The sequence below is a fragment of the Variovorax sp. MSC1_012 genome (assembly GCF_023667525.1).
GTDB classification, from domain to species: domain Bacteria; phylum Pseudomonadota; class Gammaproteobacteria; order Burkholderiales; family Burkholderiaceae_C; genus Variovorax; species Variovorax beijingensis_B.
Map to the genome: position 1 here is coordinate 283,222 of NZ_JAMOZJ020000002.1, position 24,013 is coordinate 307,234.

The 24,013-nt window shown below is 67.9% G+C and carries 21 protein-coding genes; 11 read left to right on the forward strand and 10 right to left on the reverse strand.

Annotation, left to right across the window (positions count from 1 at the left end; genetic code table 11):
* Positions 1-18: 18 nt before the first annotated feature.
* From L1081_RS26690 to L1081_RS26705, 4 genes are read right to left on the reverse strand one after another with little or no spacing between them, the layout of a single operon-like run.
* Complete coding sequence (locus L1081_RS26690; RefSeq protein ID WP_489417647.1) at positions 19-1,632, reverse strand: GMC family oxidoreductase N-terminal domain-containing protein; 1,614 nt, start codon at positions 1,630-1,632, stop codon at positions 19-21.
* Entirely contained in the window at positions 1,629-2,633 is a 1,005-nt protein-coding gene (locus L1081_RS26695; protein WP_489417648.1) for an ABC transporter substrate-binding protein, read from the reverse strand. Before L1081_RS26695 ends, L1081_RS26690 begins: the two co-directional genes overlap by 4 nt.
* 50 nt (positions 2,634-2,683) lie before the next feature.
* Entirely contained in the window at positions 2,684-3,499 is an 816-nt protein-coding gene (locus tag L1081_RS26700) for an ATP-binding cassette domain-containing protein (RefSeq protein WP_489417649.1), read from the reverse strand.
* A gap of 16 nt (positions 3,500-3,515) precedes the next feature.
* Complete coding sequence (locus L1081_RS26705; RefSeq protein WP_015865572.1) at positions 3,516-4,286, reverse strand: ABC transporter permease; 771 nt, start codon at positions 4,284-4,286, stop codon at positions 3,516-3,518.
* Between the two features lie 93 nt (positions 4,287-4,379).
* On the opposite strand from L1081_RS26705, the gene L1081_RS26710 reads away from it, so the two are divergent.
* Both L1081_RS26710 and L1081_RS26715 read left to right on the forward strand, forming a co-directional pair.
* A complete protein-coding gene (locus L1081_RS26710) occupies positions 4,380-5,105 on the forward strand; it encodes a GntR family transcriptional regulator (RefSeq protein WP_489417650.1) in 726 nt (241 codons plus the stop codon).
* Complete coding sequence (locus L1081_RS26715; RefSeq protein WP_489417651.1) at positions 5,102-6,247, forward strand: enolase C-terminal domain-like protein; 1,146 nt, start codon at positions 5,102-5,104, stop codon at positions 6,245-6,247. The genes L1081_RS26710 and L1081_RS26715 overlap by 4 nt, the downstream gene beginning before the upstream one ends.
* A 1-nt stretch (position 6,248) precedes the next feature.
* Here L1081_RS26715 and L1081_RS26720 read toward each other — a convergent pair whose 3' ends face one another.
* The gene (locus tag L1081_RS26720) at positions 6,249-6,584 is read right to left on the reverse strand and encodes a cupin domain-containing protein (protein WP_489417652.1); all 336 of its coding nucleotides are present in this window, start codon (positions 6,582-6,584) and stop codon (positions 6,249-6,251) included.
* A gap of 194 nt (positions 6,585-6,778) precedes the next feature.
* On the opposite strand from L1081_RS26720, the gene L1081_RS26725 reads away from it, so the two are divergent.
* Both L1081_RS26725 and L1081_RS26730 read left to right on the forward strand, forming a co-directional pair.
* The gene (locus L1081_RS26725; RefSeq protein ID WP_489417653.1) at positions 6,779-7,042 is read left to right on the forward strand and encodes a type II toxin-antitoxin system prevent-host-death family antitoxin; all 264 of its coding nucleotides are present in this window, start codon (positions 6,779-6,781) and stop codon (positions 7,040-7,042) included.
* 4 nt (positions 7,043-7,046) lie between these two features.
* On the forward strand, positions 7,047-7,373 hold the full coding sequence (locus L1081_RS26730; RefSeq protein ID WP_489417654.1) for a CcdB family protein: 327 nt from the start codon (positions 7,047-7,049) through the stop codon (positions 7,371-7,373).
* Between the two features lie 56 nt (positions 7,374-7,429).
* On the opposite strand, the gene L1081_RS26735 is transcribed toward L1081_RS26730, so the two are convergent.
* Positions 7,430-9,574 carry a glycoside hydrolase family 3 N-terminal domain-containing protein gene (locus tag L1081_RS26735; RefSeq protein WP_489417655.1) on the reverse strand — a complete coding sequence of 715 codons (2,145 nt, stop codon included), beginning with the start codon at positions 9,572-9,574 and terminating at the stop codon, positions 7,430-7,432.
* A 134-nt stretch (positions 9,575-9,708) separates the two neighbouring features.
* Here L1081_RS26735 and L1081_RS26740 point away from each other — a divergent pair, with 134 nt between their 5' ends.
* The 4 genes from L1081_RS26740 to L1081_RS26755 are packed head-to-tail and all read left to right on the forward strand — an operon-like array spanning position 9,709 to position 16,423.
* A complete protein-coding gene (locus tag L1081_RS26740) occupies positions 9,709-11,004 on the forward strand; it encodes a glucoamylase family protein (protein WP_489417656.1) in 1,296 nt (431 codons plus the stop codon).
* The gene (locus L1081_RS26745) at positions 11,001-12,377 is read left to right on the forward strand and encodes a glycoside hydrolase family 15 protein (protein WP_489417657.1); all 1,377 of its coding nucleotides are present in this window, start codon (positions 11,001-11,003) and stop codon (positions 12,375-12,377) included. The genes L1081_RS26740 and L1081_RS26745 overlap by 4 nt, the downstream gene beginning before the upstream one ends.
* Before the next feature lie 3 nt (positions 12,378-12,380).
* Positions 12,381-14,141 carry an SbmA/BacA-like family transporter gene (locus tag L1081_RS26750; protein ID WP_489417658.1) on the forward strand — a complete coding sequence of 587 codons (1,761 nt, stop codon included), beginning with the start codon at positions 12,381-12,383 and terminating at the stop codon, positions 14,139-14,141.
* Positions 14,138-16,423, forward strand: a complete 2,286-nt coding sequence (locus tag L1081_RS26755; RefSeq protein ID WP_489417659.1) for a CocE/NonD family hydrolase — start codon at positions 14,138-14,140, stop codon at positions 16,421-16,423. Before L1081_RS26750 ends, L1081_RS26755 begins: the two co-directional genes overlap by 4 nt.
* A 4-nt stretch (positions 16,424-16,427) precedes the next feature.
* Here the strand turns inward: L1081_RS26755 and L1081_RS26760 are convergent, their stop codons facing one another.
* Positions 16,428-18,065, reverse strand: coding sequence for an alpha-amylase family glycosyl hydrolase (locus L1081_RS26760; protein WP_489417989.1), 1,638 nt, complete (start codon positions 18,063-18,065; stop codon positions 16,428-16,430).
* A gap of 214 nt (positions 18,066-18,279) precedes the next feature.
* Between L1081_RS26760 and L1081_RS26765 the strand changes: the two genes are divergently transcribed.
* The 3 genes from L1081_RS26765 to L1081_RS26775 all read left to right on the forward strand — a co-directional run bounded on the left by L1081_RS26765 (position 18,280) and on the right by L1081_RS26775 (position 20,369).
* Positions 18,280-18,849: an acyl-CoA thioester hydrolase/BAAT C-terminal domain-containing protein gene (locus L1081_RS26765; protein WP_489417660.1), complete on the forward strand. Its 570-nt coding sequence runs from the start codon at positions 18,280-18,282 to the stop codon at positions 18,847-18,849.
* Between the two features lie 207 nt (positions 18,850-19,056).
* A complete protein-coding gene (locus tag L1081_RS26770; RefSeq protein WP_489417661.1) occupies positions 19,057-19,737 on the forward strand; it encodes a hypothetical protein in 681 nt (226 codons plus the stop codon).
* A gap of 260 nt (positions 19,738-19,997) precedes the next feature.
* On the forward strand, positions 19,998-20,369 hold the full coding sequence (locus L1081_RS26775) for a DUF4279 domain-containing protein (protein ID WP_489417990.1): 372 nt from the start codon (positions 19,998-20,000) through the stop codon (positions 20,367-20,369).
* 199 nt (positions 20,370-20,568) lie between these two features.
* Here the strand turns inward: L1081_RS26775 and fusA are convergent, their stop codons facing one another.
* The 3 genes from fusA to L1081_RS26790 all read right to left on the reverse strand — a co-directional run bounded on the left by fusA (position 20,569) and on the right by L1081_RS26790 (position 23,997).
* Positions 20,569-22,629 (reverse strand): elongation factor G, encoded by a 2,061-nt coding sequence (gene fusA, locus L1081_RS26780; RefSeq protein WP_489417662.1) that lies wholly within the window; start codon positions 22,627-22,629, stop codon positions 20,569-20,571.
* A 126-nt stretch (positions 22,630-22,755) separates the two neighbouring features.
* Entirely contained in the window at positions 22,756-23,103 is a 348-nt protein-coding gene (locus L1081_RS26785) for a GFA family protein (protein ID WP_489417991.1), read from the reverse strand.
* Between the two features lie 78 nt (positions 23,104-23,181).
* Positions 23,182-23,997 (reverse strand): SDR family oxidoreductase, encoded by an 816-nt coding sequence (locus tag L1081_RS26790; protein WP_489417663.1) that lies wholly within the window; start codon positions 23,995-23,997, stop codon positions 23,182-23,184.
* Positions 23,998-24,013: the final 16 nt, after the last annotated feature.

A 24,013-nucleotide genomic window follows, 5' to 3' on the forward strand; every position in this document is an offset into this window, starting at 1 on the left:
CGATCCGGCGAGGCGCCATCACTGCGCCTGCAGCACCAGCGCCGCCCCCTTCTCCGCAATCATGATCGACGCGGCATTGGTGTTGGTCGACACCATGGCCGGCATCACGGCCGCGTCGATCACGCGCAGCCGCTCGATGCCGCGCACGCGCAGCTGCGGGTCCACCACCGAGAGCGCGTCGCCCCCCATGCGGCAGGTGCCGGCGGGATGGAACACGGTGCCGCCCTTGTGGCGCGCAAAGGCCTCGAGCGCGGCGTCGTCGGCCGCATCGCGCCCGGGCAGGTATTCCTCGTCCGTGACCAGCTCGCGAAAGGCCGGCTGGCGGTAGATCTCGCGCAGCATCTTCAGGCCCGCCACCAGCACCTTGGCGTCGTGCGGATCGCTCAGGTAGTTGGAGACGATGCGCGGCGGCGCCAGCGGATCGGCCGAGCGGATCTGCACCGTGCCGCGCGACAGCGGCCGGCACTGGGTGGCCGAGGCCGAGAAGCCGGAGAAGCGGTGCAGCGGATCGCCCGGCTTGTCCACCGACAGCGGCATCACGTTGAACAGCACGTCGGGGCGGCCGCCCTCGGCATGCGGGCTGCAGACCATGCCGCCGACCTGCCCCGCGCCCACCGTGAGCGGACCGCGCTGGCGGAACAGCCACTGCGCGCCCATCGCGGCCAGCGCGAGCGGGTTGCGCACCTGGTCGTTCAGCGACATGCGCTTCTTGAGCTTGACGATCACCCGCGCCTGGTAGTGGTCCTGCAGGTTCTCGCCGACCTGGGGCGCATCGGCCTGCACCGCGATGCCGTGGGCACGCAGCAGGCCGGCCGGACCCACGCCCGACAGCTGCAGCAGCTGCGGCGACTGCAGCGCGCCCGCCGCCAGCAGCACCTCGGCGTCTGCGCGGGCGCTGCGCAGCGCGCCGTCCTGCAGCCATTCCACGCCGACCGCGCGGCCCTGCTCGATCAGCACCCGCGTCACGTGCACGCCGGTCAGCACCGTGAGATTCGCGCGGTTGCGCACCGGCGCCAGGAAAGCCGTGGCCGCATCGCAGCGCCAGTGGCCGCGCAGCGTCAGCTGGTAGGCGCCCAGGCCTTCGGTGCGCGCGCCGTTGAAGTCCGGGTTGCGGCCGTGGCCGGCCTGCACGCCCGCCTCGATCCAGGCGGCGCAGTAGGGATGTTCGTTCCGCAGGTCCGAGACGCACAGCTCGCCCGAGGCGCCGTGGTACTCGCTCTCGCCGCCCTGGTAGCGCTCGGATTTCTTGAAGTACGGCAGCACCTCGCGAAAGCTCCAGCCACCGGCGCCGGCCACGGCGGCCCAGTCGTCGAAGTCGGCATGCTGGCCGCGGATGTACAGCAGGCCGTTGATGGCGCTGGAGCCGCCCAGCACCTTGCCGCGCGGCCACACGATGGCGCGGTTGCCCGTGGCCTGCTGCGGCTCCACGGCAAACTGCCATGAATAGCGCGGGTCGTAGATGGTGCGGAAGTAGCCGATCGGCATTCGCAGCCAGAAGGCGCCGCCCTCCCCGCCCGCCTCGAGCACCAGCACGCGGCAGCGCGCATCGGCGCTCAGGCGGTTGGCCAGCACGCAACCGGCCGAACCGGCGCCGACGATGATGTAGTCGTAGCCGCCGGCGCCCGCCGTCATGCCTTGACGGTCTCCAGGAAGGGCTTGGCGTCGAAGTACTGCTCGGCCTTTAGCGCACCCTGGATGTTGGCGTTGGCAACGAAGAAGTCCGTCACCTGCTGCAGCCACTTGGTGACCGTGCCGTCCTGGTAGCGCGTGCGCCATTCGGCGTTGGTGTAGTACTTGGAGGCCTTGAACTGCTCCTTGAAGTCGGCCAGCGGCACCTCCTTGTACTGGGTCTTCTGCAGCATCTCGGCCGCGGCGTCGGGCTTGCCCGTGACCACGTCGTTGACCTCGGCCCATGCGGCGATCAGCTTGGCGATGACGGCGCGGTTCTTGTCGTAGTAGTCGTTGCGCGCGGCCCAGCCGCCCATGATGGCGGCCTCGGGGAAGAAGGCCGAGGCGTCGATCAGCTTGCGCGCGCCCGGCAGCTTCTGGCGGATCACCGAATCGAAGGGCACCCACAGCGCCACCGCCGGCACCGCGCCGGAGATGAACGAAGTGACGGCCTCGGTCATGCGCTGGTTGACCAGCCTCACGTCCTTGGCCGGGTCCAGGTTGCCCGAGCGCAGCGCGCGGTCCAGGAACACGTGCGCCGTGGTGCCCGTGGTGGTGGAGATCTGCTTGCCCTTGAGATCGGCCACGGTCTTGATGCCTGCGTCCTCGCGCACCCACAGCTGGGCCGTCGCGTACTCGATGTTGTTCATCAGGAACACCTTGCCCTGGCCGCGCGCCGGAAAGTTGGACACCACGGCGCCGGTGGACAGCATGTCCAGGCTGCCGCCGATCATGGCCTGGAACAGCTCCAGGCCGGTGGTGAACTGGATCAGCTCCAGCTCGAGCCCCTGCTTCGCAAAGGCACCGCTCTCCTGCCCGATCCAGATGTGGCCGTCCACGGCCGGAGTGTGCAGGTAGCCCACCTTGACCTTGGTCCGCGCCTGGGCGAAGGCCGGCATGCCGCCGGCCAGTGCGGCCGCGCCGGCAGCGGCGGCCTGGATCAGTTGTCTGCGTCGAAGGGCCATGGTGTGTCTCCTGTGGCGGGGTGGTGAAAGCGGCAAATGGGAGCGATTGGCTAGTCCGACATGCGCACGGCCTGCCGCGCCTGCGCGGCGTATTCCTGCATGACGAGGTCGCGGATGTGGGCGCGCAGTTCGGCGAAGCGCGGATCCTCGTGCAGGTTCTCCGCGCGCGGATAGCCGAAGGGAATGTCGATCACGGTGCGGATGCGCGCCGGCCGCGCGGTGACCACGACGATGCGCGACGACAGGTAGATCGCCTCCTCCACCGAATGGGTGATCAGCATCACGGTCTTGCCGTCGCTCTGCAGCACCTGCAGCAGCAGGTCCTGCATGGCCGAGCGGGTCTGCGCGTCGAGCGCGCCGAAGGGCTCGTCCATCAGCAGGAACTCCGGCCGCACCGCGTAGGCCCGCGCAATCGCGAGCCGCTGGCGCATGCCGCCCGACAGGTGCTTGGGAAAATGCCCGGCAAAGTCCGACAGCCCCATCAGCTGCATGTAGCGCTGCACGATCTCCTCGCGCTCGCTGGCCGGCACGCGGCTCGCGGAGAGCTTCAGGCCGAACTCGATGTTCTGCCGCACCGTGAGCCACGGGAACACGCCGTACTCCTGGAAGATCACGCCGCGGTCGGGCCCCGGCGCGGCCACCGGCTTGCCATCGAGCAGCACCTGCCCGCTGGTGGGTTGGACGAAGCCGCCGACGATGTTCATCATCGTCGTCTTGCCGCAGCCCGACGGGCCGATGATGGAGACGAACTCGCCGTTGCGGATATCGAACGACACGTCGTCGAGCACGCGCATGGGGCCATGCTCGGTCGGAAAATCCACCGACACGTGGTCGAAGCTGATGCGGATGGGTTGCGGTTGCGTCATGGCGGGCGGCCCTCCTTCAGGCGATACGGTCCTGCCAGGCCACCAGCCGGCGGGTGGCAAGGCGCAGCAGCAGGTCCATGACGAGCGCGATCACGCCGATGCAGATGATGCCCACGTAGATGATGTCGAGCTGGAAGAACGAGGAGGCGTTCTGGATCAGCGCGCCCAGGCCCTGCTGCGCCGCGATGAGCTCGGACGCGACCAGCGTGGCCCAGGCCACGCCGAGCGCCACGCGCACCGCCGTGAGGATGTGCGGGATGGTCAGCGGCACGATCACCTTGCCGAAGATCTCCACATCGCTGGCGCCCAGCGTGCGCGCCACCTTGATGTAGATCGGGCTGATCTGCGCGATGCCCTCGTACATCACGATCACGCCCGCGAAGAACGAGGCGTAGAAAAGGATCGCGGTCTTGGCCGCTTCGCCGATGCCGAAGTACACGATCACCAGCGGGATCAGCGCGATCGGCGGCAGCGCGCGGAAGAAGTTGATGACCGGGTCCATGAAGCTGCGCAGGCCCCGGTACCAGCCGAGGCAGAAGCCCACCGGCACCGCGAGCGACACGCCCAGCGCCACGCCGATGAAGACACGCTGCGTCGACATGTAGATGTCTTCCCAGAGCCTGCCGCGCGACAGCTCGACGAACTTGGCCAGCACCATGTGCGGCGCCGGCACCAGCGCGGGATTGACCAGGCCGCTGGCGCGGATGGCGTACCAGAGCGCCAGGATCAACAGCCACGGCGCCACGATCAGCAGCGCGCGCGTCAGCGGGGAAGAGGAGCTTCTCATCGGCGGTTTGTCTCTCGTTGGCGGACGTCGGCCCGTGGGCTCTTGTCTCTATGGGTCTGTCATACTATAGACCATACGTTTGCTTGATAAAACATGTCTTCCAAGTTTCTCGACAGCCCGATGCCCCGCTACCACCAGCTGGCGGACCTGCTGCGGCAGCGCATCGCCCGCGGCATCTGGCCGCGCGAGCACCGGCTTCCCTCGCTCGAGGAGCTGACGGCGGAGTTCGGCGTGGCGCGCGTCACGGTGCGCCAGGCCATCGACCTGCTCGCGCGCGAGGGCCTGGTGTCGCCGCAGCAGGGCCGCGGCACCTTCGTCACCGGCATGCCCAACCGCGACCGGTTCATCAGCGTGGTCACCAGCCTGGACGAGCTGGCGCGCGTCTACGAGGACACGCAGCCGAAGATCATGAACATCGACGAGGCGGCAACCTCCCCGCCGCTCGCACCGGGCGAAGGCAATCCCGCCGCGCGCTATGCCTTCATGCGCCGCGTGCACTTCCGCGACGGCCGCGCCTACTGCGTCATCAACATCTACCTGGACGAACGCATCTTCCGCAAGGCGCCCGAGAAGTTCCGCACCAAGACCGTGATCCCGCTGCTGATCGCGATGAAGAGCGTGAAGATCGCCCAGGCACACCAGGTACTGACCATCGGCACGGCCGACATGGAGGTGGCCGGCCTGCTGGAACTGCCGATGAATGCGCCGGTGGCCGAGGTGCGCCGCATCTTCAAGGACGCCGAGGACACCGTGATCTACCTGGCCGACGTCACCTACCGCGGCGATGCCATCCGCGTCGAAATGAACCTGAAACCATGAAACCGCTGCCCCTCTCCCCTGTTCATGCCGCGCGCATCGAGGCCTTCGTGTTCCGCTGCCCGATCGCCACGCCCGTGCGCACCTCGTTCGGCACCATGCACGACCGGCCGGCCGTCTTCGTGCGCGTGGAAGACCACGACGGCGCCACCGGCTGGGGCGAGGTCTGGTGCAACTTTCCTTCCTGCGGCGCGGAACACCGCGCGAAGCTCATCGACACCGTGATGGCGCCGCTGCTGGCGAGCCGCGCCTTCGACGGCCCCGCCGAAGCCTTCGACTGGCTGACCGAGCGCACTGCCGTACTGGCGATCCAGTCCGGCGAGCCGGGCCCGATGGCGCAGGTGATCGCCGGCATCGACCTGGCGCTGTGGGACCTGTGCGCACGCCGCGCCGGCCAGCCGCTGTGGCGCTACCTTGGCGGCAAGCACGACGGCGTGGGCGTCTATGCCAGCGGCATCAATCCCGACCGCCCGCAGGACCTGGCCGCCGCGCGGCTGGCCGAAGGCTACCGCGCGTTCAAGCTCAAGATCGGCTTCGGCCGCGAGCGCGACCTGGCGAACCTGGCGGCGATGCGCGAGGTGCTGGGCCCCGGCCTGCCGCTCATGACCGACGCCAACCAGGCCTGGAGCCTGGACGAAGCCCGCGGCATGGCGCCGCAGCTGGAAGCCTTCAACCTCGGATGGCTGGAGGAGCCGCTGCGCGCCGACCGGCCCTGGCACGAGTGGCAGCAGCTGTCGCAGGCCACGGGCATTCCGCTCGCGGCCGGAGAGAACATCGCGGGTCCAGCGGCCTTCAATGCCGCCATTGCGCAAGGCGTGCTCTCCGTGCTGCAGCCCGACAGCGCCAAATGGGGCGGCATCTCGGGCTGCTGGCCCGTGATCGCACGCGGCCAGGCCGCAGGCCTGCGCTACTGCCCGCACTACCTGGGCGGCGGCATCGGCCTGCTGCATTCGGCCCACCTGCTGGCCGCGGCCGGCGGCAGCGGAATCCTCGAGATCGACGCCAACCCCAATCCGCTGCGCACCGCGCTCGCGCCGGCGCTGTCGCGCGTGACGGAAGGACGCTGCAGCCTGGGCGAGCAGCCGGGCATCGGCGTGGAGCCCGACCTGAGTGCGGTGGCGCAGCTGGCCGCGGCGGGCTGCTGACTCAGTCGGTGCGGCTGGCCGGCAGCACGACGGTCATCAGCAGCCTGGCATCTTCCAGTGCATGCAGGCCGTGCGGCACGCCGCCCGCCAGGTACATGACCTGGTCGGCCTCGAGCAGCTTCACGTCGCCGTCCAGCTGCACCTCGACCTTGCCGCGCATGCACTGCAAGGTCATCGAGGTCGAGACGGCATGCGAGGGCACCTGCTTGCCGGCCGGCAGCACCAGCCACATGAGTTCGATGTCGCGGGCCTTCAGCAGCGCGCAAGTTTCGGTTGCCTGACCGTCGAGCGCGTCGAGGTTCACGACCTGGCCGGAGGATGCGTGCGTGAGTGCCATGCGGGCAGTGTGGCAAGGCGCGCGGGCACTGTCCAGAGGGCGGTCCTCCGGCGCAGCGCCTGCCGATTTCGCCGCAGAGACTGGTTGCATTGCCCACCGCGACCGTGAAGCCCACAGCGAACTCGGCGCCCGGACTGGGCATCGGCATCCGGCGCGCTAAACTGTCCATGTTAGCTACTTTGCAGGATCGGGCAATGATCACCGTCACCTCCGTCGAGGCGCAAAACAAGTTTGGGCAGCTGCTGGACACAGCACAACGCGAGCCAGTCATCATCACGCGTCACGGGCGGCCCGCTGCCTACATGATCTCGCCTCAAGACATGAAGGAGTTTCAGGAGGCGCGTGCACGCTGCGGCCAAGGCAAATCTGCGCGCGACTGGGCCACGGCAAGCGCACAGGCCTGGAATGAATTCGACACCAAGTTCGGCTCGTTCGCGGACGAGCACTCGACTCTCTGAACCAGTGGCGCAATTCGACGTTCATCGCAACAAAGGGAGTCAGAAAGAAAGCATCCCCTTTGTGGTGGTCATCCAGTCTGCGCGATTCGATGCCTACCGCCGCAGAGTGGTTGTTCCCTTGGTCTTGCGCCAGTACGCCCCTGGCTCATCGGTTTCCGGCTCCCGGATGAATCCCATCTTCCGCATGGGTGGTGTCGAAGTCGTCCTCAATCCTTTGCAGGTGGTATCCGTGGCGACCGATCAACTCGGTGCCGTGGTCGACTCTCTTGCGGAGCATGGGCAACAGATCATTGATGCGATGGACGAGTTGACGACCAGAGTCTGGGGATAGGAGAACAAAGCGCGTTCGAGGAGCTTCGGTCACAGGCGACCGACATCCACGGGGTTTCAATACAACTCGATGGTCTGGCGCAGCAAGCCTGATTGCTCGGCACTCGGCCCGACGAGGATCTCGACTTCGCCCGGCTCGAACAAGGGCTGCAGGTCCGGCCCGAGATAGCGCAACTCGGCCGCCGGCAGCTCCAGATTCACCGAGCCGGCAACGCCTGGCTTCAATCGCAGCTTCGCGTAGCCCTTGAGTTCCAGCAGCGGCCGGGTGACGCGGCTCAGCTTGTGGCGAACGAACAGGAAGACCGTCTCTTCGGCCTCGCGCGCGCCGACGTTGCGCAGGCTGACGCTGATCGCAAGCAGGTCCTGCTCGCGCACGCGCCGCGGCTCGACCTGGAGTTCGTCGTAGTCGAACCGGCCGTAGGTCAGGCCGTGTCCGAAGTCATACAGCGGCGTGTTGGCCACGTCCAGGTACTTGCTCGTGAAGTGGTCGGCGGGATTCATCGGCCGGCCGGTGGGACGCTGGCCGAAGTGGATCGGCACCTGCCCGAGAGCGCGCGGCCAGCTCATCGGCGTGCGGCCGCTGGGCGATACCCGGCCCGTGACCACGTCGGCAATCGCATGGCCGGCCTCGGTGCCGAGGAACCACGCAGCCAGCAGCGCATCGGCGTTTTCAGCCAACCAGGGTATGACGAGCGGCCGGCCCGAAAACAGGATCGCGACGACGGGGATGCCCAGTGCGCGAGCACGCGCAGTCACCGCTTCGGCCAGCGCCTGCTGCCGCCCGGGCAGCGCGGGCGTGGCGCGGCTCGCCGCCTCGCCGCTCATCGTGGCGCGCTCGCCCAGGCACAGCACGACCGCGTCGACGCCGTCGCACATCGCGATGGCCGCTTCGATGCCGCCGTCGTCGCCGCCCTCGATGGCGACGCCGGGTGCATGGCGTATGTCGGTCTGCGGCAGCGCGGCGCGCAGGCCGGCAAGCACGCTGACGGCCGGCTCGTGCTCGCCGGCGCCCCACCACGGGCCTTTCATCTCGGTGCTTGCATCGGCCAGCGGGCCGACGACGCACAGTGCCCTCGGTGCCACAGGCAAAGGCAGCGTGTCCCGCTCGTTCTTGAGCATGACAATGGCCCTGCGCGCGGCGTCGCGCGCCAGCGCGTGCCGCTCGGCAACGACCGCCGCGGGTTCCGGTGCCGCGCCGCGGCGGTAGGGGTCGTCGAACAGACCGAGCTGCTCCTTGAGCCGCAGCACGCGGCGCACGCTCGCGTCGATCTCTTCGATCGTCACCCTTCCCTGCTCGAGTGCGATCGGCAGACCCTTGCGATAGGCGTCGGCCATCATGTCGATGTCGACGCCGGCCTTCAGCGCCAGTACCGCGGCATCGACGAGATCGGCCGCGACGCCGTGCTTGATCAGTTCCGCGATCGCGTTGTAATCGCTGACGATGACGCCGTCCCAGCCCATCTCTCCGCGCAGCCAGTCGCGCAGCAAGGGGATGTGCGCCGTCATCGGCACGCCGTTGAGATCGGTGAAGGCGGGCATCAGCGTCGCGACGCCCGCGCGCACCGCTGCTTCGAAGCCCGGCAGATGCACCTCGCGCAAAGTACGCTCGGAGATGTCCACCGCGGCGTACTCCCGCCCCGCGGTGACTGCGCCGTACGCGACGAAATGCTTCGCACAGGCGGCCAGCGATTCGGCCGACGACAGATCGGCCCCCTGGAACCCGCGCACCTTGGCCTCGGCGATGCGTGCGTTGAGCCAAGGGTCTTCGCCAGGCCCTTCCGCGGTGCGGCCCCAGCGCGGATCGCGCGATACGTCGAGCATCGGCGCGAAAGTCATTGCCAGGCCCTCGGCGGCGCCTTCGCGCGCGGCCTCGCGCCCCGTGCGCTCCCAGAGGTCTTCGTCGAAGCTGCCGGCCTCCGCGAGCGGAATCGGAAAGAGCGTGCGATGGCCGTGAATGATGTCCAGGCCGATCAACAGCGGAATGCGAAGCCGTGATTTCTCGACGGCCAGCCGCTGCATCTCGTGCGTGGGACCGGCGCCGACCATGTTCAGCAGATTACCGACGGTGCCGTCGATGATCGACTGCGTGGAGTCCCCCGCGAGCACCGGTCCGGTGACCGTGTAGCTGGAGGCAGTCATCGTCAGTTGACCCAGCTTTTCGGCTAGCGTCATCCGGGCCATGAGGGTGTCGATGCGGCTCATCAGGGATTTCGAATAGAACCCAAGGGCCTTAATGATGGCATGCTGCGGGCAGAGAGCCCTCGGCCGTGTGGCGCCGCCGACGATTCGGCGAAACCAAACGTGACACCCGGGACCACCAACGAAAGGAGCCATGCGTGTTGAAGGATGACAGGAACCCGAAGGCATTGGCAGCCCTGCCCGATGAAGCCTTGATCGATGCCGTGCAGCGGCAGACCTTCCGCTATTTCTGGGACGGTGCGGATGCCGCCAGCGGCCTGGCGCTCGACCGCCGCACGCTGGTCGGCGCCACGGGCGAAGACCTGGCCGACGACCGGGTCGCGATCGGCGGCACGGGCTTCGGCATCATGGCCTTGATCGTCGCGGTGGAGCGCGGCTGGGTCACGCGCGACGCGGCGCTCGAGCACCTGGGGCGCATGCGGGACGCCCTCTTTCGCGCCAGGCGCTACCACGGCGCCTTCCCGCACTTCATGGATGGGGCAAGCGGCGCGACGATCCCGATGAGCCCCAAGGACGACGCGGGCGACCTGGTCGAGACCTCGTTCCTCTGCATGGGCCTGCTCTGCGCGCGCCAGTATTTCAGCGAGGACACGGCCGCGGCGCGCCGGTTGCGCAGCGACATCGACACGCTGTGGCACGAGGTCGAATGGAACTGGTTCACCCAGGGCGGGCGCGACGTGCTGTACTGGCACTGGAGCCCGAAGCACGGCTGGGCGATGAACCATGAGGTGCGCGGCTGGAACGAGTGCCTCATCACCTACTTCCTGGCGGCGGCCGCGCCGCGCCATGCGATCGATCCGAGGGTCTACCACCGCGGCTTCGCGGCGGGGCCCGGTTTCCTCAACGGCCGGTCGTACTACGGCATCGAGATACCGTTGGGCATGCCGTACGGCGGCCCGCTGTTCTTCACACACTACTCGTTCTGCGGCCTCGATCCGCGCGGCCTGAAGGACCGCTACGCCGACTACTGGGATCTCAACACCCGCCACCTGCAGATCCACCGTGCCCACTGCGCCGCCAACCCTCGGGGCTTCCCGGGCTACGGCGAATCGTGCTGGGGCCTGACCGCGAGCGACGACCCCGACGGCTACCTCGCGCACGATCCGAGCAACGACAACGGCACCATCTCGCCGACGGCCGCGCTGGCCAGCCTGCCCTACGCGCCCGCCGAGGTGATGCGGGTGCTGCGGCACTTCCTCACCGTGCATGGCGAGCGGGTGTGGAGGGACTACGGCTTCGTCGATGCGTTCTGCGAGGAGCGAGGCTGGTTCGCAGACACCTTTCTGGCCATCGACCAGGGCCCGATCGTCGTGATGATGGAGAACCATCGGACCGGCCTTCTGTGGAAACTGTTCATGAGCGTGCCCGAGGTGCAGGCCGGGTTGCGCGCCCTGGACTTCAGCAGCCCGCATCTCGGGTCGTCGGCCGCGTGAGCTCCAGCGTGGCGAGCCAGCAGGACCCGGCGTTCGAGCCCTGGCTCGAAACACAGCTGCGCCATTCGGCGGCAGCGATGCTGTCCAGCATCTCGCCGGTGTCGATCGTCAAGCACCGGCCGGGCTTCGGCCAGACCGTGCGGCCGATCCCCGGCGCCGTGGTCGCCTCGCCCGTCCTCGCCGACTACAACCCGGACCCGGATTATTTCTTTCATTGGTTCCGCGATTCCGCCGTCGTCATCGATGCATTGCGCCTGCTCTATGCCGAAGGGCGCGTCGGCGACGAAGCCCTGCAGCACCTGCGCGACTTCATCCGCTTCAGCCTGGACTTGAACCGCCTCGACGGTCGCGCGGCTGCCGCGGTGGAGGACCGCAGCGCGTGCGTGGCTCCCGAGCTCCTGCAGTACCTGCGCGAGGACCATGACCTTGCGAAAGCTTTCGGCGACCTGGTGGCCGCCGAGACGCGGGTGAACCCCGACGGCACGCTCGATGTCTGCCGATGGAATCGCCCGCAACACGACGGCGCGCCGCTGCGCGCGCTGGCGCTGCTGCGCTGGGCGGCCGGCGGGTACCTCGACGCGCCGCTGCTGGCGGAAGCTGCCGAGCTGATCCGCTTCGATCTCGACTTCACGCTGCGCCGCTGGCGCGAACCCTCCTACGACATCTGGGAAGAGGAACTCGGCCACCACTACTACACACTGCGCGTCGCGGGAGCGGCGCTGGCCGAAGGCGCGGCATGGCTGGAGGACCTGGGCGAGGCGGCGCAGGCGCGGCGCTGCCGGGAAGAGTCGCGCGCGGTGCTGCGCCTGCTCGACGACTACTGGGTGGACGAACGAGGCGCCACGCGTGGCTACTACCGCTCACGCGCGCTGGAGGACGGCCGGCCCGGTCCGAAGGCGCTGGACATCGCGGTGATCCTGTCGGCGATCCACAGCCTTGGCATCGAGATCGCGCATGGACCGGCCGATCCGCGCATGCAGGCCACGCTGGCGCGCCTGGACGCGCTGTTCGATGCGGCCTATCCCATCAACCGCGGCCGCGCCGCAGGCCGTGGCGCGGCAATGGGCCGCTACGCCGGCGACGTGTACTACTCGGGCGGCGCGTACTACTTCTCGACGCTCGGCGCCGCCGAGTTCTGCTTTCGTGCCGCGGCGGCGATGGGCGGCGATGCACGCCATTGGTTCGAACGCGGCGACGCCTACCTCGCCACCGTGCGCGCGTACACGCCGGCCGGCGGTGATCTGTCGGAACAGTTCGACCAGCGAAGCGGCGCGCAGACCTCGGCCAAGCAACTGGCCTGGAGCCACGCCGCGTTCATTTCGTGTGTCTCGGCGCGCCGCAGCGCGGCCGCCGCTTGCCAGGCGCCGCGGTAGGCGATGAGCGCGAGGCCGAAGAACCGCGTCGAGCCGGCTGCAAGGACCGGCTTCTTCCGTCAGGTCAGCGAGCTGCTCGGCGCCTTGCGCGTGTCCCCGGTCGCGAAAACGCTTGTCGTGCTGATGGGCGCGATCGTCGTGGTCGTCGCGCTCACAGCCTACGGGCAGATCGAGCTCAACAGCTGGAACAAGCCGTTCTACGATGCGATCTCGCGCCGCGACCTCGGCGAATTCGTCGTGCAGGTCGGTGTCTTCGCAATCATTGCGGGCGCGCTGCTGGTCCTGAACGTGGCGCAGAGGTGGCTCGGCGAAACCTTGCAGCTGAAGCTGCGCGAGGCCGTGGTCAACGACCTCGTGGGGCTGTGGCTGCAGCCGCGCCGGGCGTTCTGGCTGCAGGCCAGCGGTCCGATGGGAGCCCACCCCGATCAGCGAATGCACGACGACACGCTGAAGCTGTGCGATCTGTCGGTCACCCTTGGCGTGGGCCTGTTGCAGGCGGCAATGCTGTTCGGCAGCTTTGCGAGCGTGCTGTGGGTCCTCTCCAAGGACTTCAGCCTCTTCTTCAATGGCAAGGACCATGTGCTGCCGGGCTTCATGTTGTGGGCGGCCATTGCCTATGCGATCGCCGGCTCGCTGGTCACCTACTGGGTCGGCAGCGGCCTGATCTCGCGCAACGCCGAGCGCTACGCGCGCGAAGGCGAATTGCGCTTCTCGCTGACGCGCATCAACGAGCATCTCGACGGCATCTCCCTGGCGGGTGGCGAGGCCGACGAGAAGCGCCGCGTCGCCATGCATTTCGGCGACGTCTTGCGCGCCACGTCGCGCGTGGTGCTCGGCCTGACCAACCTGACCTGGGTCACCGCGGGCTTCGGCTGGGTCACCATCATCGCGCCGACGCTGGTGGCCGCACCCCTGTACTTCTCGGGGAAGGTGTCGTTCGGCGGCCTGATGATGGCCGCCGCGGCCTTCACACAGGCGCAGTCGTCGCTGCGCTGGTTCGTCGACAACTTCAGCATCATTGCCGACTGGCGCGCCACGCTGCTGCGCGTTGCCGACCTGCGCCGGATGCTGGCGTCCGACCTGGAGGCACGCGCAAGCGGCAGCCGCATCGCCTACGAGGAGGGCGAAGCCGGGGTGCTCGCGATCGACGCACTCGAAGTCCGCTCCTGGACCGGCCACGATCGGCTGGACGCCCCGGGTCTTGTCCTGCACCGCGGCCAGCGCGTCCTGATCCTCGGCACGCCGGGTACCGAGAAGACCTTGCTGTTCCGGGCGCTCGCAGGCCTTTGGCCCTGGGGCTCCGGCACCGTGCGCCGGCCTGCCGGCGAGACGATTCACTACATGCCGCGCGGCACGCCCTACATCCCACGCGGTACGCTGGCCGAAGTGCTGTCGTATGCGATGGAACCGTCGAGCTACCCGCGAGAGGCCATGGTGGCCGCACTGGCGAGCGTGGGCCTCCAGCGCCTGGAACCATTGCTGAACAAGACGGGCCGCTGGGAGAGCGAGCTCAGCATGGACGAGCAGTTGCGGCTGGGCTTCGCCCGCGTGGTGCTGCAGGCGCCGCCCTGGCTGGTGATGGACGAAGCCCTCGGCGCGTTCGACGACGACACGCTCGAACTCATCATCGGCCTGCTGGGCAAGCTCGAGCACACCGGCATTGTCCACATAGGCTCGGCCGGAGAAGCGCGCGACCGGCTGTTCACGCAGGTGGTGCATCTGGTCAAGGCGCCGAACGCCGTGCGCGAGGAGCAGCAGGCATGAGACACCTCGGGTCCACCTTCGGTCGTGCGCGCCGCGCCCTGATGCGGCTGATGCTTGCGCTGCCCGCGTGGAGCTGGGCGGCGGATTTCGGCTTCAAGCCACCACGCGATCCTGAGGATGCCGCCGCCGCGGACCTGATGCGGGACCTGGCCGAGCGCATCCTGCCGGTGTACCAGGACGCGGACACCGATGTCTTCCTGGCCAACCTGACCGCCCTGCAGATTGTCAGCGGCGCCTACCGCGCAGCCTCCGACAGCAGCCGAGCCCTGCGCACCCGCCGCCAGGGCAAGCCGTTCGACGACCTGTTGCAGCGTGCGGTCCTCGATGGCGTCTATGCGCGTGCGCGCGCACTCGAAGCGAACGAGCGCCTCGGCTTCGCCGAAGCCTATGCGCGCGCGTTCCGGGAACTGGTGTCGCCGCTCGACAATGCGCAAGCCCAGGCCATCATGGCGCGGCTCGAAATCCCGGCGGCGGTGTATGCAGAGCCGCTGCGCCGGGCTTTCGATCTCTGGCGCGCGAAGGGCAGCCTCCCGCAGGCCGATGCCCTGGCGCTGGTGCGGACCTGGCATTCGTACGAGTCGCGCCGCAGCTTCGGTGCGCTGCTGCCCGAACTGTTCGCGGCGGAAAACCGCAACCGCTACGTGACAGAGGCCGACGTCAGGATTCCCGTACGCGGAGGTGTCATCTTCGCGAGCCTGGTTCGGCCCGGCCGCGCCAATGACGCGCTGGGCACCCTGCCAACGCTGCTGCGCTTCACGCTCGATCCGGCCGAGGACGACGCCCAGCGCAGCGCCGCCAAGGGCTACGTCGGCGTCACGGCATACGTGCGCGGACGCACGCCCGACGGCAAGGGCGCCGTGTGGCCGTTCGTTCGCGACGGCGAAGACGCCGCCGCCGTCATCGACTGGATTGCCCGGCAGGCGTGGAGCGACGGACGCGTCTGCATGATCGGCGACGGCTACTCCGGCTATGCCGCCTGGGCCGCCGCCCGCAGGAGACCGGCGGCACTCAAGGCCATCGCCACCATCGCGCCGATGGCGCCGGGCATCGACTTTCCGATGGCCGGACAGATCTTCCGCAACGCCATGGTCCGCTGGGCGCAGGAGCACGCGGATGACGAGCCCCTGCGGGCCCTCGCAGACGCCGACCCGGACACGATATGGCAGGCACTCGACGCGCGCTGGTATCGCGGCAATCGTCCCTACTGGGACCTGGACCGCGTCCTGCTGGGCAAGCGCAGCCGGCTGATCCGAACCTGGCTGACGCACCCGAGCCACGATCGCTATTGGCAGAAGTTCCTGCCGTCGGCGGAGCAGTTTGCGCGCATCGACATTCCGGTGCTCAGCTTCGCCGGCTACTACGGCGCCGATGCCGGCGCGCTCTACTTCCATCAGGAACATCGTCGCAACCGGCCGCAGGCCGACACGACGCTGCTGCTCGGCCCTTACGACGCGGCCTCGATCCGGCAGGGCACGGCGCCGATGCTGCGCGGCTACGCGCTGGACCCCGCCGCACGCGTCGACCTGGCCGAGTTGCGCCTGCAGTGGCTCGACCACATCCTGAAGGGCGCGAACAAGCCTGCCCTGCTGATGGACCGCGTCAACTACCAGGTGATGGGTACGGACCAGTGGCGCCATGTGCCGACGCTGGACGCGCCGCAGCGCACCCGGCTGCGCTTCTATCTCGACACCCGCGAGCGCAACGACCCGCACCGCCTGTTGCCGTTGCCGTCCGAAGGCGGTGGCAGCGCGCGGCTCTCGGTCGATCTTGCCGATCGGCGTGACGTGCGCATTCCGTGGCCGGACGCGCTGCGCGCCGCGCAGCTGCCGGCGCGCAACAGCATCCGCTTTGTCAGCGATCCGCTCCCGGAGGACACCGAGATCTTCGGCAGCTTGCACGGCGTGTTCGACATCACGCCCTCGCGGCAGGACATGGACTTCAGCATCTCGCTGTACGAGCAGACGGAAAGCGGCGAGTACCAACTGCTGTTCGATCCCTACGACTTCCGCGCCAGCTACGCAGGCCATCGCGTGCGCCGCAGGCTTCTTCGGGCCGGCGAGCGCCAGCTGCTCGCGTTCACCACCGAACGCGTGACCGCTTGCAGGCTTGCGGCGGGCAGCCGCATCGTGCTGCTGGTCGGCCTCAACAAGCGGCCCGACCGGCAGATCAACTACGGCAGCGGCAAGGACGTGAATTCGGAAACCATCGCCGACGCGAAGTGGCCTGTGCGCGTGCGCTGGCACGCGCGCAGCTACATCGAGATCCAGGCCGGCAAGCCTTGATTGCTCATCGCGTCGCCGGACCTTTGTCGTTCATGGCGCCGATGATGACGCCTTCGCAAGGCGCCAACTCCAGGGGCCCCTCGATGGACTCGGCGCGCGCAGGATCGGTCGATGCCAGCACGATCGGCTGGCGCGGCATCAACGCCGGTGAGATCGGCGCCGGGGTGGCACCGAAGTTCAACAGCACCACCAGCCGCTGTCCTTCGAAGCTGCGCGCATAGGCGAGCACCTCGTCCTCCGCATCGAGCGCTTCATAGTGGCCCCGGTTCAGCGCAGGCTGCGCGCGGCGCAATGCGATGAGACGCTGGTAGAGCGCCAGCATCGAGCCTGCCTCAAGCGATTGCGCTTCCACGTTGCGCGTGGGCCAATCGGCTGCCAGGCGCAGCCACGGCGTACCGGTCGTGAAGCCCGCATGCGCTGCGGCGCTCCACTGCATGGGTGTTCGCTCCGGGTCGCGCCCCAGGCCCATGCCGGGCTTGTTCTTCTCGAACGGGTCCTGCACTTCATCGGCGGAAATGAGAACGTCCGTCATGCCGATCTCGTCGCCGTAGTAGAGCGTCGGCGTGCCGCGCAGCGTGAGCAGCAGCATGGCCGCGAGCCGTGCCATCTGTGGCCCGACGCGGCTCGCAATGCGCGATCTGTCGTGGTTGCCCAGCACCCAGTTCGGCTGGGCGCCGCCGGGCAAGGCGGCTTCGTAGTCGCGCACAAGGCGGTCGATGCGCGCCGCCTGCCACTCGGTCGCAATCAGCTGGAAGTTGAAGGGCAGCTGCACGCCTTCGAGCACGCCTTCGGTGTTGAGTCCGTAGTAGGCGACCAGGCGCGCGAGCGGCAGGTAGAGCTCGCCGATCAGCACGCGCGACGATCGTGCGTCGCTGAACTCGTCGACCACGCGGCGCATCTCGGCCACGATGGGCTGCAGCTCAGGCAGGTCCGTGTTGTAGAGCATCAGCCAGCGAAAGAATGGGTCTTGGCCCTCGATGAAATCCGGGTTCGGCGGGTTGTCGCGGAACTGCGCGTCCTTGATGATCTGGGAGAGCACGTCGACGCGGAATCCGTCGACGCCGCGCCGAAGCCAGAAGCGCAGCACCTCGTACATCGCGGCCCGCACTTCGGGGTTGCGCCAGTTGAGGTCGGGCTGCTCCTTCAGGAACGAATGGCCGTAGTACTGGCCGGTGGCCGGATCGAAGGCCCAGGCAGGGCCGCCGAAATTGCTGAGCCAGTTGTTGGGCGGCCCGCCGCCCGGCGCCGGGTCGCGCCAGATGTACCAGTCGCGCCGCGGATCGCTGCGTGCGCTGCGGCTTTGCACGAACCACGGATGACGGTCCGAGGTATGGTTGGGCACGAAGTCCAGGATGATCTTGAGTTCTCTTGCGTGCGCCTCCTGCACCAGCGCATCGAAGCCCTCCAGCGTGCCGAAGCGCGGATCGATGCCGCAAAAATCGGAGATGTCGTACCCGAAGTCGGCCATCGGCGAGGGATAGATCGGCGAGATCCAGACGGCATCGACGCCGAGCGAGACCAGATGATCCAGCCGGGCGCGGATTCCACCCAGGTCTCCGATGCCGTCGCCGTTGCTGTCCTGGAACGAACGCGGATAGACCTGATAGACGATTCCGCGCTTCCACCAGTCGTCGGCTGCCATCTTGATTTCCTCATGGTCGGTTTCGAGCGGATCCATTGTCTCCAGAAAGTGTGCAGCGCATCAGCACGCCGTGGCCGATACCTTTCGAGACCGATCTGCCTCGGTGCACAGGCGTCCCACGCGAACGGATTGCCAAGGGTAGATTGCGTGAAGCGATGTCCGGCCAGCCTGAAACCTGTCGAGCGCAATCTTCACGGCGGATTCAACCGGTGTTGTGGACCTTGGCGGCCACGCTCCCACTTCGGGCTCGTACCAAGGGGTTGATGCGATGGGGCTTTTTAGGGACGGCGGCGCGCCGCCCATCTCTCGGCGCATCAAGCGCGTCCTCGCCGGTGCCGGGGTTGTGTCGCGTGAGGTCCGAGACAGAGGGCTTGTCGGCAAATTGTTTGCGCCCGACCAACCCGGCCCGCACCGGGCAGTGCTCGTGGTTGGAGGTTCCAACGAAGGATTGGCATGGTCCCAGGAAATGGCGGCCCTGCTGGCATCTCACGGGTATGCAGTTTTCGCGCTGGCGTATCTCCCCATGGAAGGCCTCCCGCCAACCCTCGACCGCATTCCGCTCGAGTACTTCGGCACGGCGTTGGATTGGCTTTCGGAGCAAACGACCGTTGCGGCGAACAAGATAGGCGTTGTGGGCCTCTCGCGAGGCGGAGAGTTGGCATTGCTGCTCAGTGCGACCTACCCCGGCCGCGAATGCTTGCGTTTTTGCGCGGTGCGCTCGTTGACGACCAGGATTTGTTCAAGCCCACCGGAAGACTACAGTCGGCCCCCTAGCGGCCGTTGAATATGCGGGAGAACTCCATGCCTGGAATGCGCGCCTTTTGCCAGTCGAGGGGGCGATGAGATCGCTCGAAGGATCCTGGCGAAGAAAGCAGCAGCCCTTCCGCGGCAATGATGTCGAGTTGCACTCGCTGCACGGGTGGCGGGCCCGGGTTGCCGCTGACACGATGGTGCGGTAGCCTCCCGGCTCCACCACTGCCAGGAGTCACCGATGCCCAGTCGCGTCATTCTTTCCACTGGCGCCGCCGTCGCAGCCACTGCACTGATCATCGGTTGCGGTGCGATGCGTTCATCGAGCGGCAACTCCATGAGCTTCTTCATCACCAGCGTCAACCCCGGCAAGGGCGGCGACCTCGGTGGCCTGGCCGGAGCCGACCGCTTCTGCCAGTCGCTGGCCACGGGCGCCGGGGCGGGCAACAAGACTTGGCGTGCCTACTTGAGCACCGCTGCCGCGAACGGGCAGCCGGCCGTCAATGCGCGCGACCGGATCGGCACTGGTCCTTGGACCAATGCCAAGGGAGTGGTCGTCGCCACCAGCGTCACCGACCTGCACAGCGCCAACGCCAAGGTCGGCAAGGACACCTCGCTGACCGAGAAGGGCGAGGTTGTCTCCGGCTTCGGCGATCCGGTCAACCGCCACGACATCCTCACCGGCTCGCGCCCTGACGGCACCCTGGCGGTGCCCGATCCCGGCAAGGACACCACATGCGGCAATTGGACCAAAAGCGACGGCGGCTCTGCCATCGTGGGTCACCACGACCGCAAAGGCACCAATCCCGATCCAGTCGCCAACGCTTCGTGGAACTCCTCGCACGGCACGCGCGGCTGCAGCGTCGACCAACTCAAGATGAGCGGCAGCGCTGGGCTGATGTACTGCTTCGCGACGAACTGACCTTGGCCGACGGGCAGGCCTCGGCCCGCGTCGTCTCGACGAGGCTATCCCTTGGCCAGTTCGAGCATGACGATGCAAGTCATCTCATTGCCGCCTCTGCGGCTACATTCGGCCAGAAGCGGCTGTCGGGTCGCGGCAGCCATTGCTGAGACTCCGGCTAACAAGCGACCACAACAGGGTAGCTATCGAAAAGGCCATACGTGCAGCTCTACTCATATTCGCTGGCTCTGCGCATCTGGCATCCGAGCATCGACCCTGCAGTGATTACTGGGAAGCTTTCGCTTGAAGCTAAGCACGCCTACGCGGCAGGCCGGCCTCGCCAAACCCCGAATGGACGCTTGCTCGGTGGCAACCACGCGGAGAGCTATTGGCACTCCGACCCGTTCGCTCGCGGAGAGTATTCGTCCACAGATGACGCCGCAGAAGATGCTCTCGCAGACGTCACAAAGGTGCTCCAACCGCACAAGCAGTTTTTGCTTCTGCTTCGTGAGCAAGGTGCTCGCCTCCATCTCCAGATAAGTTCGTTCTCCAGGCGGAACTACGCGTTGGAACTCTCACCGGATTTCCTCGCAGAGTGTTCAGCGCTCGGTCTCAGCATTGTTCACGACGTCTATCCCTGCGCCCAGAACTGAAGGTCCGCTTCGGAGCGACGCGTCCAGCCGCTTCAATGGGCTGCGTCATGCGCCGCTTCGGTACAGCGTCGGCGGCTGGCCAAAATGGCGCTGGAACGCGCGCGAGAAGGCGGTAATGCTGGCATAGCCCGCCCCACTGCGATGTCGCGCGCCGACAGCTCGCGCGCAACCAGATGGCCTCTGCGCAGGATGCGCGATGCTATTCCTCGTCGCGCACCCGGTACTGGCTCACCAGCGTCTGCTGGACCGTCGGCGGCACCGCTTCGTAGTGCGACAGCGCAATGGTGTAGCGGCCCTGCCCGCTGGTCATTGCATTGAGCCGCGACTGGTAGCTGGCCAGCTCGGCCTCGGGCACCTGCCCGCCGATGGCCACGGTGCCGCCTCCCAGGCCCGAGGTGCCGGTGACCAGGCCGCGGCGCGCCGACAGGTCGCTCGTGACGTCGCCCACGGCATGCTCGGGCACGGCGATCTCGATCTGCACGATCGGCTCGAGCACCACCGGCCGGGCCTCGCGGACCGCGGCCATGAAGGCCTTGCGGCCGGCGGTCGCGAAGGCGATGTCCTTGCTGTCGACGCTGTGGTGCTTGCCGTCGTACACCACCACGCGCACGTCGACCACGGGGTAGCCTGCGATCGCACCGTACGTCAGCACCTCGCGCACGCCCTTCTCGACCGCCGGAATGAACTGGCCCGGGATCGCCCCGCCCCTGACTTCATCGGCGAACTGAAACCCGGCGCCGCGCGCGAGCGGCTCGATGCGCAGGAAGACCTCGGCGAACTGGCCGGCACCGCCGGTCTGCTTCTTGTGGCGGTGGTGGCCCTCGGCCGGCGCGCTCACGGTCTCGCGGTAGGCGATGCGCGGTGGCCGCGTCTGGACCTCGAAGCGGTACACCTCGCGCAGGCGATCGAGCACGATGCGCAGGTGCAGCTCGCCAAGCCCGTAGAGGACCGTCTCGTTGGTCGCGGCCACATGCTCGATGCGCAGGCACGGATCCTCGGCTGCGAGCTTGCCGAGGATCTCCCAGGCGCGCTGCTCGTCGCCATGGCGCTTGGGCTCCACGGCCAGGCCGTGCACCGGCACCGGGAACGGCAGCGGCGCGAGGTGCACGTGGGCGTCCTCCGCCGCGTCGTGCAGCACGGCATCGAAATGGATCTCCTCGACCTTGGCCACCGCCACGATGTCGCCCGGCACCGCATGCGACACCTCGACATGGTCCTTGCCCTGGAGCATGAACAGGTGCCCCACCTTGAAGGGCTTGCGCCCGTCGCCGATGTAGAGCTGGCTGTCGCGCGTGACCGTGCCCTGGTGCACGCGGAAAATGCCCATCTTGCCGACATAGGGGTCGACCGTGACCTTGAACACGTGCGCCAGAACATGCAGCGACGGGTCGGGACTGGCCTCCATGGGCTGGGCCTGCGCGCCCTCGCCAATGATGAAGTCCGGCGGGTTGGCCTCGGTCGGATCGGGCAGCAGCTTGACGATCACGTCCAGCAGTTCGGCCACGCCGGCGCCGCTGCGCGACGAGACGAAGCACACCGGGATCAGGTGGCCTTCGCGCAGTGCCTGCTCGAGCGGCGCGTGCAGCTCGGCCGGATCCACGTCTCCCTCCTCGAGGTAGCGCTCGACGAAGGCCGCGTCGACCTCGACCACCTGTTCCACCAGCGCGCGGTGCGCCGCTTCGACCGGGCCGAAGTCGGATTGCCCGAAGCGGTTGAAGAAGCAGTCCACCACCTGCCTGCCGACCCCGTCGGGCAGGTTCAGCGGCAGGCATTCGCGGCCGAAAGTGGCCTGGATGTCCGCCAGCAGGCCCGCCAGCGAGACGCCCTGCGAGTCGATCTTGTTGACGATGATCATGCGGGCCAGGTGGCGCGAGGCCGCGTATTCCATCATGCGCACCGTCATCGGCTCGATGCCGGTGGCGGCATTGATGACCACCGCCGCCGTCTCGACCGCCTCCAGCGCCGGCAGGCTCTGGCCGAGAAAGTCGGGCCCGCCGGGCGTGTCGATGAAGTGGATGCGCGTACCGGCATGCGTGAGGTGCATCACCGAGGCGTTGAGCGAGTGCAGCATGCGGCGCTCCAGCGGGTCGTGGTCGCTGACGGTGGTGCCGCGCTCGATGCTGCCGCACGCTGCGATGGCGCCCGCCTTGTGCAGCAGGCTCTCGGCGAGCGAACTCTTGCCGGCGCCCGCGGCGCCCACCAGCGCCAGCGTTCGCACGGCCTGCATTTCGGCCGCAAGGCCGTTCGATCGGCTTGGCATGGCATGCACTCCTTTGCGCGCCCGCAAGGCCGGCCCGGCGGCCCGCAAGGGCTCGGGTGCTGCGCATGGACGCCGGTCCAGCGTACGGGATTGCCCGTGGCGATGCAAGCGGGTGGCTGCCCAGGCCTACTTCGAACGCCCGTCGAAATGCTGCACCAGCACCGCCTCGAGGTCGATGCCCTCGAGGCTGCGGATGTTGATGGCCGCCATCCTGTTGCCCTTGGGATCCGTGCCCTCGCCAAAGGTATGAATGCCGCAGACCGCGCAGAAGCGATGCGAGATCACATGCTTGTTGAACATGTAGGTGCTGATGTCCTCGGGCGGCGTCTTCAGCCTGAGCCGGTCGTGCGGCACAAACCACAGCAGCGACCCCTTGCGCTGGCACATCGAGCAATTGCATGCCATGGCCCCCTGCAGTTCGCCCTCGACTTCGAAGGCGATCCGACCGCAGTGACAGCTGCCTTGGTAATTCATCGTCATCGGCCCTCCAAACGAAAAATTGCGCGGTCCGCAGTTTAGGCGGAGTACGGGCCGGCCCCGGACGAAAAGCGCCTATTCGGACGGACGCGTCGCCGTCAGCCCCGTGGGTGGACCATCGATCGCGGTCCACCCCCCATCCACCGACAGCGAACTGCCCGTGATGTAGCTGGCCGCGTCGGACGCGAGAAAGGCCACCGCCGAACCCACCTCCGACGGCTGCCCCCAGCGATTGAAGACCGTGTGGGCCGCATAGGTGTCGTAGATGGCCGGGCGCTCCTTGAGCGGCGCGGTCAGCCTGGTCTCGATGATGCTGGGCATGACCGCATTGACGCGCACGCCGTAGCTGCCCACCTCCGACGCGAAGCCCTTGACCATCTGCGCGATGCCGGCCTTGGTGGCCGCATAGATCCCGAGGCCGGGCTCGATCGTCACCGCACGCATCGACGAGCACAGGATGAGGCTGCCGCTTCCCTGCTTCATCATCGGCGCGCCGAAGCGGCGCATGAAATGAAAGGCGCCCTTGAGGTTCAGGTTCACGACCTGGTCGAACTCTTCGTCCGTGTAGTCGACGATGAGCTTGCGGATGTTGAGCGCCGGCGTTGCCACGGCAACGTCGATGCGTCCGCGCGCCGCCAGCGTGTGCGCAGCCAGGGCCGCGATGTCCGCGCCGCTGGCCGCGTCGGTGCTGCGCCATTCGGCGGAGCCCGCGCCCGATTGCGTGATCTGCTCGGCCGTGGCCTTTGCGCCATCGGCGTCGCGGTCCGCGCACACGACGTGCGCACCGAGCGCGCCCAATGCGTGGGCCGACGCCTGGCCGATGCCCGACGCCGCGCCCAGCACCACGGCCGTCTTGCCGCTCAGATCGAAGAGTTGGCGGTAGTTCTGCATGTTGGATCTCCGTGGA

Coding starts and splice junctions, on each gene's coding strand:
- L1081_RS26690 (WP_489417647.1), bottom strand. CDS start 1,632: ATGACGGCGGGCGCCGGCGGCTACGACTACATCATCGTCGGCGCCGGT.
- L1081_RS26695 (WP_489417648.1), bottom strand. CDS start 2,633: ATGGCCCTTCGACGCAGACAACTGATCCAGGCCGCCGCTGCCGGCGCG.
- L1081_RS26700 (WP_489417649.1), bottom strand. CDS start 3,499: ATGACGCAACCGCAACCCATCCGCATCAGCTTCGACCACGTGTCGGTG.
- L1081_RS26705 (WP_015865572.1), bottom strand. CDS start 4,286: ATGAGAAGCTCCTCTTCCCCGCTGACGCGCGCGCTGCTGATCGTGGCG.
- L1081_RS26710 (WP_489417650.1), top strand. CDS start 4,380: ATGTCTTCCAAGTTTCTCGACAGCCCGATGCCCCGCTACCACCAGCTG.
- L1081_RS26715 (WP_489417651.1), top strand. CDS start 5,102: ATGAAACCGCTGCCCCTCTCCCCTGTTCATGCCGCGCGCATCGAGGCC.
- L1081_RS26720 (WP_489417652.1), bottom strand. CDS start 6,584: ATGGCACTCACGCACGCATCCTCCGGCCAGGTCGTGAACCTCGACGCG.
- L1081_RS26725 (WP_489417653.1), top strand. CDS start 6,779: ATGATCACCGTCACCTCCGTCGAGGCGCAAAACAAGTTTGGGCAGCTG.
- L1081_RS26735 (WP_489417655.1), bottom strand. CDS start 9,574: ATGAGCCGCATCGACACCCTCATGGCCCGGATGACGCTAGCCGAAAAG.
- L1081_RS26750 (WP_489417658.1), top strand. CDS start 12,381: ATGAGCGCGAGGCCGAAGAACCGCGTCGAGCCGGCTGCAAGGACCGGC.
- L1081_RS26755 (WP_489417659.1), top strand. CDS start 14,138: ATGAGACACCTCGGGTCCACCTTCGGTCGTGCGCGCCGCGCCCTGATG.
- L1081_RS26760 (WP_489417989.1), bottom strand. CDS start 18,065: ATGGCAGCCGACGACTGGTGGAAGCGCGGAATCGTCTATCAGGTCTAT.
- L1081_RS26770 (WP_489417661.1), top strand. CDS start 19,057: ATGCCCAGTCGCGTCATTCTTTCCACTGGCGCCGCCGTCGCAGCCACT.
- fusA (WP_489417662.1), bottom strand. CDS start 22,629: ATGCCAAGCCGATCGAACGGCCTTGCGGCCGAAATGCAGGCCGTGCGA.
- L1081_RS26785 (WP_489417991.1), bottom strand. CDS start 23,103: ATGAATTACCAAGGCAGCTGTCACTGCGGTCGGATCGCCTTCGAAGTC.
- L1081_RS26790 (WP_489417663.1), bottom strand. CDS start 23,997: ATGCAGAACTACCGCCAACTCTTCGATCTGAGCGGCAAGACGGCCGTG.